The following is a 13,631-nucleotide window of genomic DNA, read 5'->3' as shown; positions in this document are numbered from 1 at the left end:
TTAAGCAGTTTCGCTGTGACTGCCCATCACTTTCTTTTTCATCCATTCCTTGCCGTCGACGATTCTCGCTACCAGCATACTTGCGACTGTGTCTCCCGTAGCGTTTACCATCGTGGCAGGAGGGTCGACGAGCGTGCCCAGCATCGCAATGATCGGCAAGGCTTCTGGCGGAAAGCCGTACATGGTGACAATCAGCATTTCCCCGATAAATCCACCACCTGGAACGCCAGACATCACCACACCGCTCAGCACAGCGATCATGATCGCGGTTAAATAGGTATCTATTCCATGAAAAGGCATGTTGAAAAGGCCGAAGATGAATGAAATTTTCAAGATTGCACTCAGACAGGACCCGTCCATATGAGCAGTCGCGCCCAGCGGGATGACGATCTCGCGAATGTCTTTGGGTACACCGATTTTCTCTGTTGCAGACAAGTTGACTGGGATAGTGGCCACGCTGCTGCCAGTCGCAAAGGAAGTGACAGCTGGGGAGATGGCATTTTTCCAAAAGATGCGAGGCCCTTGTTTTCCCACTGCCAAATACGCGTAAATCGTGAATGCAAGGAAGAAATAGAGAAAGGAAATCGGATAGTAGATGGCCATCGCTCTGGCGTAGGATCCAAGCAGGTCTGGACCGAATACCCCAACCAGGTTGGCAAAGTAAGCTCCCAAACCGATAGGCGCGTAATACATCAGGATTTTGATCATCTTGATCATAACGTCTGACAAAGCGGTTAGTCCATCTGCAACCTTTCGCCCTTTCTCTCCGGCCAGGCTGACCGATAACCCAAATAAAATGGAGAAGACAATAAGTGCGAGCATATTTTTTCGGGATAGAAGATCACTGAAATTCGAAACGGTAAATGCCTGAACAAACTGGTCTGCTGTGTTCAACTGATTGATTTCCTCTGGGGCCTTTAATTCCAGGTTGATTCCTTCGGCTGGAGGAAAGATGGAGACACCGACGAGCATCAATGTGGCGGAAATGATCCCGGTGATAATAAAGACAGCAAGCATGATCCCCAGGATTTTACCCAAGCGCTTCAAGTCGACGATATTGGCGACTGCGCTGCTGATATTCACGAAGACAAGGGGGACGACAACCGTAAACATCATATTGATGAAGATGTCCCCGAATGGTTTCAATGCCTCGGCATCTTTCCCCATAATCGTGCCGACGATAGCCCCGATCGCAATGCAGATCAGGAGCATGATGGGATAACGGTACGACTGCCAGACGCTGTTTTTTGATGCATGAACCATGAAAGATCAGTCTCCCTTTCGATTGGAAGATTTAATTTTAAATCTTCTGAAAATATAACATATTCAGCAGAAAAATTCCAAATGATGTTACGATATGAAGGACGAAGTCTACGAAGTATTCAAGGGCCAAGCACTATACCTTGAATCATGCGAGTAGGGGGAGATACAGATGAAAGCTATTCTTGTTACGGGGTACGGTGGACCCGAAAACATGATCTATACAGACGTCGAGATGCCGGAAATGATGCCGAAGCAGATTTTGATCCGAACCGTCGCGACCAGTGTGAATTTTGCTGATATCAAATCCCGGTATGGGAAAAAAGGGGGAAAGCTTCCTTTTATTCCGGGATTGGATGTCGCCGGAGTGATCGAGCGTGTGGGTACGGAAGTGGAACATTTTCAAATAGGGCAAAGAGTCATCGCTTTCCCAAGCCAGGGTTCCTATGCGGAGTATGTCGTAGCGGATGAAGCGCTGACTTTTGCCATCCCGGACAGCTTGGATTTCAGGGCGGCAGCAGCGAGTCCGATCGTCTCTTTTACCGCGTACAAGCTGCTTGCCGAGGTAGCAAGAATAGAATCGGGAGAAACCGTACTGATCCATGCAGCAGCAGGGGGAATCGGAACGACCGCGATCCAGCTGGCAAAGCTTTTGGGAGCAGGAAAAGTGATTGGAACCGTGGGTAGTGAGAGCAAGTCGGGGATCGTACTTGAGGCTGGCGCGGATCACGTGATTTGTCATGAACAGGAGGATTTTGCCGAGAAGGTCAATGAATGGACACAAGGGGAGGGAGCCAATATCATTCTGGATTCGATCTCCGGGCGCGTTTCTGAAAAAAGCATGACGTGCCTGGCTCCATACGGACGGCTCGTCCATTTCGGAAATGCCAGTGGAGAGATCGGAAGCTTCCAGACGGTGGATTTGCATGCGAGCTGCCGTTCTGTTCTCGGATTCAGCTTTGGCACCACTCGGCAAAAGCGCCCGGAACAACTGCGCCGTACTGCCGAACAAGTTATCCCTTTCCTTTCTCAGGGGCGATTGCAAATCAAAATCGGGGGTACTTTCTCGCTGAGTGAGGCTGCCAGAGCACATGAATGGGTGGAAAGTCGTAAAAGTACGGGGAAAGTCTTGCTGGTTGTAGATGAAGCGTTGAGCGAATAGGGTCTAAAATGAAGCAGCTACGGGAGAGAGAGCAGTGAACAACACTAGCAGGCCGCGGACATTTACATCTTTGTCTGGTCAGGCTTTGACACCATGACCTACGTCGTAGGTGGAAGCTGGCTTTTGGCAGGGGTGATCCTGGGAGCTATCAAGTCAAAGGGCTACAAGGAAGTGCCGCCGGTTATGCGAGACATGTAAAGAGCCATTGGCGAATAGCCAAAATCCTAACCCTCGAAGATGGATTCGAGGGTTTTTTCGTGTCCCGTTTTACATGAAAAAAAGACGAATGTGTAATTCCGACTTGACAGATGAGAATTTGAGGATTATTTTATTGTATAACAATTCCAAGCAAACCAATCGGGGTTTACGTCCTGCAAAAGGTTGCAGCTAGCGGAAGAGATTTGAGACAACGAGAGGTACCTCTCGAACCTATCAGACGCAGACGAGAGTCACAAAAGGGGGAGCCATCATGGAGAAAAGAAGAAGCTTATTCACTGATTCACCTTTGAAAAAGAAGCTGTTGCCCATACTTCTGGCAAGTGTCTTTGCATTGACAGCATGCGGCGGCCAGACGACAGGTGGTCATACTAGCGAGGGGAATGCCGGCTCCGGTTCGACACCAGCTCAAGGCAATTCCACCCAAGCGGAGAGCCCAGCCACTGGGGGAGTTATCAACATCGCCTATCCGGCCAAGGCAGCAACGCTTGACCCGCACACGACAACTAATGCCTCGACCAAAGACATCGCCCGGCAGATTTTTGAGCCACTGGTGACCTTGAACAGCAAATACGAAGTGGTACCGATGCTCGCGGAATCCTATGAGGTGAGCCAGGATGGACTGTCGATCACCTTCCCTCTGCGAAAGGGCGTCAAATTCCATAACGGCAAGGAAATGACAGCTGACGACGTGGTTGCGTCCATGAATAAATGGCTGAAGGTTTCGACACAAGGAAAAGCCAATCTGTCTGGGGCTGCATTCACAGCCAAAGATCCAAGCACGGTGGTTTTGACCCTGCAAAAGCCTTCACTGTTGACCTTACATATTTTAGCGGATACTGCTCCGTTTCCTGCGATCATGCCAAAGGAAATCATCGAGGAAAGCGGCGTAGAGGCCGTAAAAACCTTTATCGGTACAGGTCCTTTCCAACTGGAGGAATGGAAGCAGGACCAATACGTGCATCTGAAAAAATATCCGGACTATGCGTCTCGTACTGAAGCAAGTGACGGGTTGGGCGGCAAGAAGGAAGCGCTGGTGGATGATTTGTACTTCCACTATGTCACGGACGAGTCGACGCGGGTGGCGGGAATCACAACAGGGGAATACGACATCGCCTTCAGTATCCCGTTTGACAACGCTGAGCAAATCGAAAACTCACCAGATGTAAGCAGCTTTGTCAGTGAGGGCGGCATGACGACCTTTGTGTTTAACAAGAAATCTGGCCTCTTCAGCAATGTGAAAGCACGCCAAGCGGTCAATGCAGCATTGGACATCGAGGAAATCCTGATCTCGGCTTATCGGGATTCACGCTATTACACCCTCGATTCCGGATTGGCCCTACCGAATCAGTCCGACTGGCACAGCCAGGCAGGGAAAGAAGAATACAATCAGCACAATCTGGACAAAGCAAAGCAGCTTCTGGCTGAATCCGGCTACAAAGGGGAAGAAGTGACGATTCTGGTGACACGCGACTACCCCGATTATTACAATGCTGCGGTCGTGGCTCAGCAGCAGCTCCAAGCCATCGGGTTGAATGCCAAGCTGGATGTGTACGACTGGCCGACGATGCAAGAACGACGCAAGGATGAGAAGGTATGGGATTTCTTCGTTGTAGGCTTTGCGGTTCGTCCGACCTTGCATCAGCTGCCATTCCTGGATTCTCGCGGCGGCTATCCAGGCTGGACGAACAGCCCGGAGATCGACAAGCTCTTGGATGAGATTCAGAGCGCACCGTCCATCGCGGAAGCCAAGCCCCTGGTGGATCAGCTGCAAGCGTTGGTGTGGCAAGAACTGCCGATCATCAAGCTGGGGAATCGCGTGAACATGGCTGCTGTGGCCAATCATGTGCAAGGACTGCAGGACGTCATCGGACCCATCCTGTGGAATGTAAGTACAACGAAAAAGTAGGGAGGTAGCTTGGTTTGAGTGGATACATCCTGAAGCGTCTTCTATCCATGCTACCCATTCTGGCAGTAGTAGCCGTCGTGGTTTTTATGATTGTACATCTCACTCCAGGCGATCCGGCGGCGGTCATGCTGGGGGATGAGGCAGGAGAAAAGGAGATAGCCGAGCTGCGTTCACAGCTCGGCCTCGATCTCCCGCTTGCCGTTCAGTTCTTCCATTGGCTGGCCAATGTCTTGCAGGGTGATTTGGGCAAATCCTATTTTTCGGATGTACCCGTCACCCAGGCTTTTTGGGAACATCTGGGTCCGACCGTTTCTGTTGCGATCTTGGCGCAGATTATCGCGATCCTGATTGCTATACCGATCGGGATTATGGCTGCACGGCGCAGAGGGACCATGATCGATCAGGCCGTTATGGGCGTATCCTTGTTTGGAATCTCGGTGCCCAGCTTTCTGCTCGGCTTGTTCCTCATTCTACTCTTTGCCGTCCAGCTGAAATGGCTCCCGGTAGCAGGGTACAAGCCGCTCAGCTCTGGCTTGTGGAACCACCTGCGCTATCTCATCCTGCCGGCACTTGCACTAGGCTTCATGCAAGCGGCCTTGATTGCGCGGATGACCCGTTCCTCGATGCTGGACATTATAGCAGACAATTACATCAAAACGGCGAGAGCCAAAGGCTTGAAAGAGAGAATGGTCATCTATAAGCATGCTCTCCGCAATGCATGTATTCCGATTTTGACGGTGATCGGCGAGACGTTTGGCGGACTGGTCACGGGTGCTGCTGTCGTGGAAACGGTGTTCAATATTCCGGGTATCGGTCAATTGATCATCAGCTCTGTGGAGAGAAGGGATTATGCTGTCATTCAGGGCACGGTACTGTTGATCACGGTCACGTATGTCTTGCTCAATTTAATCATCGACTTGCTTTACGGGATTGTTGACCCCAGGGTTCGTCTGAATCGTAAAGAGAGGTAGTTCGCATGAAAGTGATTACGGAACGGGACGTTTTTTCGATGCTGGAGATCAAAAGAGAGCATCGGCAGCGCAATATCCGCCGTTTTTGGGGCAACAGATTTGCAGTTACGGGCTCCGCGATTTTGCTTGTCATCATTCTGCTCGTATGGATTGCTCCCTTTTTGACGACCTATGGGCCATTGGAGGTCGATCCGAAAAACAGATTGCAGGCACCGAGTTCTGAGCATTGGTTTGGAACCGATAACTTCGGCAGGGATTTATTCAGCCGTGTTCTGTATGGAGCGCAGGTATCCATCTCAGTCGGCTTTTCTGTCGCGCTGGTCGCTTCCTTCCTTGGCTTGGTCATTGGGTTGCTCTGTGCCTACTACGCGATTTTGGACCATGTTCTCATGCGAATTTGCGATGGTTTATTCGCTTTTCCTTCTATATTATTGGCGATTGCGATCGTCGCAGCGATGGGGCCGATGAAAAGCAATGTAATCCTGGCACTGGTCATCGTCTACACGCCATCCGTGGCCCGGGTTGTTCGCTCTGTCGCCTTGGTCGTTCGGGAGCAAATATACATCGAAGCCTTGCGTTCCCAAGGAGCGAGTGCGTGGAGGATCATCTGGGTGCACATGGCCCCGAACTCGACGTCACCTTTGATTATCCAGACGAGTTATATCTTTGCCGCATCGATATTGACAGAAGCGGCACTCAGTTTTCTTGGAGCAGGGATTCCGGCACCTGATCCCAGCTTGGGAAACATTCTTCTGGACGGCAAATCCGTGATCTTTAACGCGTGGTGGATGACGGTATTTCCGGGAGTCTTCATCATGGCGATGGTGCTTGGGCTGAATTTGTTTGGTGATGGATTGCGCGATCTGCTCGATCCCCGCAACAGCCAGACGAAAAAGTAGAGAAGGGGGAGGAAGCATGGCATATAAGCATCTGCTGGAGATCAAGGAATTGAAGACTTCCTTTTCTACGGAACGCGGTGTGGTTACAGCGGTTGATGGCGTCTCCTTCCATGTCGATGCGGGAGAGACAGTCGGGGTCGTAGGGGAATCCGGTTGCGGAAAAAGTGTTACCGCCGAATCGATACTGCGTCTGCTGGACGAGAAAAAGACGAACTACCTGGGGGAAATCCGCTACCAGGGAACCAACCTTCTTGCGCTTTCAATCGATCAGATGCAGCAAATTCGGGGTAACGAGATCTCCATGATCTTTCAGGACCCGATGACATCACTCAATCCGGTATTTACCATCGGAGATCAAATAGCGGAAGCGATCACGCAACATCAAAAGTGCTCAAAGCAGGATGCCTTCTCGCGGACAGTAGAGCTGCTCCGCCGTACGGGCATCCCCGCACCCGAGCAAAGAGTACACGAATATCCGCATGAGCTTTCCGGAGGTATGCGGCAGCGCGTCATGATTGCCATGGCTCTCGCCTGTCAGCCGAATCTGTTGATCGCAGATGAGCCAACGACTGCATTGGATGTGACGATCCAGGCGCAAATCCTCGAACTGATGCAAGAACTGAAGCAAGAATCGCAGATGGGCATCATCCTGATCACGCATGATTTGGGTGTAGTGGCAGAGGTGTGTACGCGTGTCGTGGTCATGTATCTGGGGCAGGTCATCGAGGAAGCAGATGTCGAGACGCTATTTGAAAATCCGCTTCACCCCTACACCCAGGGTCTGATGAAAGCTGTGCCTACCATCGACGGAGATCGCAAGCAGAAGCTGCACGTCATCAAAGGAATGGTTCCATCGCTGCATCAGATTCCACAGGGGTGTCGTTTTGCCCCGAGATGTGAGTATGCGGATAGCCAATGCAGCCAGGAACCGCCGCAGCTTCATGCGATATCGCCAAAGCAAAAGATCAGATGCTGGCATGCTGCTAAATTTAAGACACAGGGGGAGGAACATGAACGCCACCATCTGGACTGAAGAGAAAAAACTGCTCCTGCGTGTGAGGGGATTAAAAAAGTGGTTCCCCTTAAAAAGCACGCTCGGACGTACCATCAACCATGTGAAGGCGATCAACTCCATTTCATTTGATCTCTATGAAGGAGAAACCTTTGGACTGGTAGGAGAATCCGGATGCGGAAAAAGCACGACAGGCCGAAGCATCCTGCGCTTGATCGAGCCAACTGAGGGGGAGATCCTCTACAGAGGTAAAAATTTGTTGGAGCTACAAGGAAGCGAGCTTCGTACCGTTCGCCAGGAAATGCAGATGGTGTTTCAAGACCCCCATTCCTCCCTCGATCCGAAAAAGCGGATCGGCTATGCGATCGAGGAGCCGATGATCATCCATCGACTCGGAACAAAGGAGGAGCGCACACAAAGGGTGTTTGAACTCCTGCACAAAGTGGGCTTCAGCAAAGAGTATTATTATCGCTATCCCCATGAGCTTTCCGGCGGGCAGCGTCAGCGTGTCGGCCTTGCTCGGGCCTTGGCTCTCAACCCTAAGCTGATTGTCTGCGATGAGCCGGTATCAGCCCTGGATGTGTCCATCCAATCTCAAGTGATCAACCTCCTGCAGGAGATTCAGGCCGAGCTGGGGCTTTCCTATCTGTTCGTGGCCCATGATCTCAGTGTTGTTCGGCACATTGCAGACCGGGTAGGGGTGATGTATTTGGGTCAGCTGGTCGAGCAGGCACCGACGGAGCAATTGTTCTCTCAACCGCTCCATCCTTATACGAAGTCTCTGTTGTCAGCGGTGCCCATCCCCAATCCCAAGATCAAACGCGAACGGATTTTGCTGCAAGGGGATGTCCCGTCTCCACTGAATCCTCCGTCGGGCTGTATCTTTCATACCCGATGTCCATTTGCGATGGAACGATGCAGGACGGAGATTCCGCAAAACAAAGAAATCTCTATCCATCATTACGTGCAGTGTCATTTGTACGATGAGACTCACGAAAATCACTAGAGGCAGGTTGAGAGGAGCGAGCAGAATGAAAGATTACTTGCAGTCCAAACAAGAGGAGATGCTTCACTTGCTGGAGAAGCTGGTGAATATCGACAGCGGAACATACGTGAAGAGCGGGATCGACGAAGTAGGCAGAGTGCTGCAAAAAGAATACGAAACCCTAGGTTACGTGGTGAAGGTAGACGAACAGCCCGAGCGCGGCAACAATCTAACCTTTCGCCACAAGGATGCAAGTGATCCGCAGATTCTTGCAATTGCGCATATGGACACGGTATTTGTAGAAGGAACCGTGAGTGAACGCCCTTTTACTAGAGATGAAAAGCGTGCCTACGGGCCGGGAGTCCACGATATGAAGGGCAGCCAGGTGGCCTTGCTCTACGCATTGAAGGCATTGATTCAAGAAAACGCAGAAGCCTATAAAAATGTCGTCATTTTGTTGAACACGGATGAAGAGATCGGTTCTCCGGAATCTCGTCCCTTGATCGAAGCAGTTGCAAAAGAAACAAAGTACGCCTTGATCGTGGAGCCATCCCAATCCGGAGAAACGGTCGTCTCCCAGCGAAAGGGCGGCGGAAAGTACTTTCTCAAAGTCAGCGGAATTGCAGCACACGCGGGCGGTGAACCGGAAAAAGGACGAAGTGCAATCGAGGAGCTGGCACATAAGATTGTGAAGCTGCATGCTTTGACCGATCTGGAGGCAGGAGTGACCCTCAATGTCGGTATCATCCGCGGGGGGACTTCCGTCAATACCATCTCCCCTCACGCCTATGGAGCCTTGGATGTGCGCGTGGAAACCCCGGAACAGGCCGAAGAAATGGATCAGAAAATCCGCGAGATTTGTGCGACTCCCGATGTAGAGGGTACGAGCATCGAGCTGACGGGTAAGATGCGCAGACCGCCCCTCATCCTGAGTGACGCATCACGTGAGCTCCTCGCTGTTGTACAGGAGGCAGGGCGTGAACTGGGCGTCGAGATCACAGACATCAAGAGCGGTGGTGGCTCTGACGGCAACCTGACCGCTGCGGTAGGCGTCGCGACCATCGATGGTCTGGGACCGGTTGGTGCACAAGCACACAGCGCAGAAGAATACCTGGAAATCGATTCCCTGGTAGAGAGGACTTTGCTCATCGCCAAAGTCATCCAGAAGCTTTCGTAAGATACTAATAGAGCTGGAAAGGGGCGTCATGCCATGAAAAAGATACATATCATCCACGAAAACAGCGAATGGACCGTTCATTTGACACGCCGATTGGAAGAGCTGGGACTGCCCTATGAGGAATGGTTTTTGGATCAAGGGTTGGTCGACCTCGCCTCCGCTCCTCCAGAGGGCGTCTTTTACAATCGCATGAGTGCATCCTCCCACACGCGCGGCCACCGCTACGCCCCTGAACTGACAGGCGTTGTCCTGTCCTGGCTGGAGCACCATGGACGCAAGGTGTTCAATGGCAGTCGTGCCATCCAGCTGGAGGTAAACAAGGTATACCAGTACGCCACTCTCAATCAGCATGGCGTTCAAACGCCGAAAACCATTGCTGCAGTAGGAAAAGAGCAGATCGTCAAGGCAGCTGAACAATTCCTGGGCAAGCCGTTTATCACCAAGCATAACCGTGCGGGAAAAGGGCTGGGAGTTCGACTGTTCTACTCGTTGGAGGGCTTGAAGGATTACGTGTTTGGTCCGGAATTCGAAGATTCGGTTGACGGGATCACGTTGATCCAGGAGTACATTCAGGCACCTGAGCCATTCATCACACGATGCGAATTTATCGGCGGCAAGTTTCTTTACGCTGTACGCGTCGATACCTCGGAAGGTTTTGAGCTGTGCCCGGCAGACGCATGCCAGATTGGGGACCTGTTCTGCCCGGCAGGAGAGGAAGAGCCACAAAAGCCGAAGTTCCAGGTCATCGAGAACTTCCAAGATCCGATCATTCAAAAGTACGAGGAGGTTCTGGCCGCCAACAAGATCCAGATCGCCGGGATCGAGTTCATCCGCAATCAGGCTGGTGAGATCTTCACCTATGACATCAACACCAACACCAATTACAACTCGGATGCAGAAGCAGCGGCAGGCACGTATGCCATGCTGGAACTGGCCAAGTTTTTAGGCAAGGAACTAGAGAAAGTGGAAGGCGAGTCCATCATCTCTACCAAGTAAAACCGTTTTTCTGCATTCAGCTATGAAAGCGATCGTCTCCTGGTTCTGATCAGGCAGGCGGTCGCTTTCACGCTTTACGTTGATCTCTATTTTGAAATTCGTTCGTATACCATCGGTCAACGAAAAGGAGATCTCTTTGTGAGCAGTTATGTAATCAGCATGATTCTAGCTTTTTCGGCGGGGTTGATAGGAGCGGTGCAAAGCTCGCTGAATGCATTAATCGGTAAGGAACAGGGACTGTTTGCGATGATTATGGGTGTTTCACTCATACAAGTGCTGGGAGCAGGCGTCATGCTACGAATCTATGGGATCCCTTCATTTTCCCTACACGGTGCGAGTTTGATTACGATTGCGGGGATTATGGGCATTACTCTGATGTTTGGCGTCAGCTTTGCGATCGGGAATCTGGGTGCCTTGCCTGCCTTTTCCTGTTTGCGCTATACTTTCAAAATTACATAAGAGGAGACGGCTTTATTTTGAGAGTATCTTGCTGAAATCTTGCAAATAACGGCTGCCATTCAATCGCTACAAACCCGAATACAAAATGGATGAGGAGAAGGCGAATTACCTTGAAAAACCAGTTGAAGAGACATATGGGGTAACATTCGCCTCGTTGATTCGTCCACATGTTTGAGGTGTAACGGGAGGGACCGAATCGCAGTGATAGGATGGGAGAACCGATGCGAAGAGATTCACCGCTCGTGCTGTTCTTGTTCAATGGGATCCTCGGTATTCAGCTTTGGGGAATGTTCCTATGGTTCAATGGATGCCTATGAACTGCCTCCACCAGAGTATCGCTTGTCCGGCGTTTTTGTAGGAATTTCGCTGGTTTGATACGAGTTATGTGCAACACCAATTTTATGATACAAAGGCTCCCATCCTGGATGTGAAAGCAGGATGGGTTTTTAATATTCACTAAAATAATATCCATTATAAAAATTTTTTATAGAAAGTTAGATTAAACAAATATATGCAATTATCTTCAAATGTTTACTACTACTTGACGATTTATATGACTCATAAGCTATAATTGATCTATAATTTCGATTTGATAGAAAATTTTTAAAAGTCTTACACAATATTGCAGTAGTGCTTTACTGTCCAGAAGGAGAGGAGTGTGGAAATGGGTCGATATATCATCAAAAGGATCATTGCTGGTCTCATTACTATGTTTGTTCTGACTACGGTAACCTTTTTCTTGATGCATGCCATTCCAGGGGGACCGTTTAGCCCTGCTGAGGAGCGCAAGGTACCGAAGGCTGTTATGGAAAAAGTTCAGGAAAAATACGGATTGAATGATCCGGTGCCCGTTCAGTATGTAAATTATCTCAAAAACCTTGCTCAGGGAGATTTCGGAATCTCGTTCAAGCAAACCAGTGTAACGGTCAATGAGTTGATCGAACAAGGGTTTCCGGTATCTGCCAAGGTTGGTCTGATCGCGATCATCGTCGCTCTTTTAGTCGGTATTCCACTGGGGATTACCTCTGCGATCAAAAGGGGAAAGTGGGCTGATTGGCTATCCATGATCATTGCGACCGTAGGCATTTCGATTCCCAACTTTGTTCTATCCGTACTCTTGCTGTTCCTTTTTGCAGTCGTATTGAAGATATTGCCTACATTCGGGTTGACTTCGTGGCAGCATTATATTCTACCCGTGACATGCCTTGCTTTTAGTCCGATCGCTTACATCGCCAGGTTGATGAGATCCAGCATGCTGGAAGTTATGCGTTACGACTACATCCGTACGGCACGTGCAAAAGGCGTACACGAGCTGCAAGTCATCTGCAAGCATGCTTTGAAAAATGCAATTATTCCTATCGTTACATATTTGGGTCCGCTGGTTGCGATTCTGTTGACAGGCAGCTTCGTCATTGAGAGAATCTTCTCCATTCCAGGCATCGGCAGGGATTTCGTGTCCTCGATCAGCGATCGTGACTATTCGGTTATTTTGGGTATGACGGTTTTCTTCGGTGCTTTTATCGTGATTTGCAATATCATTGTCGATATTCTCTATGCGGTAATCGATCGTCGCATCAAAATAGATGAGTAGAGGGGGTGAGGAAAATGAGTATTTCGGTTCATATGAATGACAAGGAAGAGGATCGTTTTCCAGGGAAACACATAAACGAGCTTCCAGATGAACTGTTCGAGAAGGTCGGAGAAGACTCGAAGCAAGACAACGAAGAGATTTCCCGCCCAAGCAAATCGTACTGGCAGGATGCCTGGGGCCGCTTTCGCAAGGATCGCTTGGCGATGATCGGGTTATGCTTCGTTCTGATTATGGCTGTTTTCGCAATATTCGGTCCAATGTTTTCGCAATATACATATGATGGCCAAGATTTAAATAATGGAAACCAACCCCCATCCTCGGAGCACTGGTTCGGTACGGACAAGTTTGGGCGCGATATTTTCGTACGGACGTTGTACGGCGCAAGGATTAGCTTGCTGATCGGCTTCGTTGCTGCCGCCATCAACATGGTCATTGGGGTTATCTACGGTGGATTATCCGGCTACTTTGGCGGAAGGGTTGATATGATCCTGATGCGGATTGTCGATATCATGATCGGGGTTCCGGATTTGCTGTACATCATTTTGGTGATGATGTTCCTGGGCAACAGCATACAAAGTATACTAATCGCTTTGTGCCTGACGTCCTGGATCGGTACGGCGAGGATTGTTCGTTCTCAAGTGGTTACGCTGAAGCATCAGGAGTATGCGCTGGCCGCTCGTTCCATCGGTTCATCCAATCTGCGGATCTTGTTTAAGCACCTGATTCCGAATAGCATTGGCCCGATTATTGTAACGGTGACGTTCTTGGTGCCATCTGCCATTTTCTCGGAAGCTTTCCTCAGCTTTCTCGGAATCGGTATCCAGGTTCCGATTGCGAGTTGGGGTACGCTTGTGAATGATGCGATCCCTACCATCTTTACCCAACCTTATCAGATGTTGTTCCCTGCACTTGCGATCAGTCTCACGATGTTTTCACTTAATTTTATTGGTGACGGGTTAAGGGATGCGCTTGATCCACGTCTGAAGAAATAAAG

General features: G+C 50.1%; 12 protein-coding genes. 11 read left to right on the top strand and 1 reads right to left on the bottom strand.

The features are described 5' to 3' along the window. The gene (locus JZI27_RS07240) at window positions 1–1,263 is read right to left on the bottom strand and encodes a dicarboxylate/amino acid:cation symporter (RefSeq protein ID WP_280207159.1); all 1,263 of its coding nucleotides are present in this window, start codon (window positions 1,261–1,263) and stop codon (window positions 1–3) included. Window positions 1,264–1,432: 169 nt separating this feature from the next. On the opposite strand from JZI27_RS07240, the gene JZI27_RS07235 reads away from it, so the two are divergent. The 11 genes from JZI27_RS07235 to JZI27_RS07185 all read left to right on the top strand — a co-directional run bounded on the left by JZI27_RS07235 (window position 1,433) and on the right by JZI27_RS07185 (window position 13,629). After that, window positions 1,433–2,422 (top strand): quinone oxidoreductase family protein, encoded by a 990-nt coding sequence (locus tag JZI27_RS07235; RefSeq protein ID WP_122907821.1) that lies wholly within the window; start codon window positions 1,433–1,435, stop codon window positions 2,420–2,422. Between the two features lie 469 nt (window positions 2,423–2,891). Next, a complete protein-coding gene (locus tag JZI27_RS07230; RefSeq protein ID WP_280207158.1) occupies window positions 2,892–4,547 on the top strand; it encodes an ABC transporter substrate-binding protein in 1,656 nt (551 codons plus the stop codon). 14 nt (window positions 4,548–4,561) lie between these two features. Then, the gene (locus JZI27_RS07225; RefSeq protein WP_280207157.1) at window positions 4,562–5,518 is read left to right on the top strand and encodes an ABC transporter permease; all 957 of its coding nucleotides are present in this window, start codon (window positions 4,562–4,564) and stop codon (window positions 5,516–5,518) included. Between the two features lie 5 nt (window positions 5,519–5,523). Then, window positions 5,524–6,417 (top strand): ABC transporter permease, encoded by an 894-nt coding sequence (locus tag JZI27_RS07220; protein ID WP_122907818.1) that lies wholly within the window; start codon window positions 5,524–5,526, stop codon window positions 6,415–6,417. A 16-nt stretch (window positions 6,418–6,433) separates the two neighbouring features. Beyond that, complete coding sequence (locus tag JZI27_RS07215) at window positions 6,434–7,450, top strand: ABC transporter ATP-binding protein (RefSeq protein ID WP_280207156.1); 1,017 nt, start codon at window positions 6,434–6,436, stop codon at window positions 7,448–7,450. Beyond that, complete coding sequence (locus JZI27_RS07210) at window positions 7,428–8,435, top strand: ABC transporter ATP-binding protein (protein ID WP_280207155.1); 1,008 nt, start codon at window positions 7,428–7,430, stop codon at window positions 8,433–8,435. Before JZI27_RS07215 ends, JZI27_RS07210 begins: the two co-directional genes overlap by 23 nt. 25 nt (window positions 8,436–8,460) lie before the next feature. Beyond that, a complete protein-coding gene (locus JZI27_RS07205) occupies window positions 8,461–9,591 on the top strand; it encodes a M20 family metallopeptidase (RefSeq protein WP_280207154.1) in 1,131 nt (376 codons plus the stop codon). A 33-nt stretch (window positions 9,592–9,624) separates the two neighbouring features. After that, on the top strand, window positions 9,625–10,587 hold the full coding sequence (locus JZI27_RS07200; protein ID WP_280207153.1) for an ATP-grasp domain-containing protein: 963 nt from the start codon (window positions 9,625–9,627) through the stop codon (window positions 10,585–10,587). 138 nt (window positions 10,588–10,725) lie between these two features. Then, window positions 10,726–11,046, top strand: coding sequence for a hypothetical protein (locus JZI27_RS07195; protein ID WP_280207152.1), 321 nt, complete (start codon window positions 10,726–10,728; stop codon window positions 11,044–11,046). A gap of 664 nt (window positions 11,047–11,710) precedes the next feature. After that, a complete protein-coding gene (locus tag JZI27_RS07190) occupies window positions 11,711–12,637 on the top strand; it encodes an ABC transporter permease (protein WP_280207151.1) in 927 nt (308 codons plus the stop codon). A 14-nt stretch (window positions 12,638–12,651) separates the two neighbouring features. Further along, complete coding sequence (locus tag JZI27_RS07185) at window positions 12,652–13,629, top strand: ABC transporter permease (protein ID WP_280207150.1); 978 nt, start codon at window positions 12,652–12,654, stop codon at window positions 13,627–13,629. Window positions 13,630–13,631 lie beyond the last annotated feature (2 nt).

Origin of the sequence: Brevibacillus sp. AY1, from assembly GCF_029870785.1 — a bacterium.
Taxonomy (GTDB): Bacteria; Bacillota; Bacilli; order Brevibacillales; family Brevibacillaceae; genus Brevibacillus; species Brevibacillus invocatus.
Note: the sequence above shows the minus strand (reverse complement) of the source record. Positions and strands in the feature narration are given on the sequence as shown.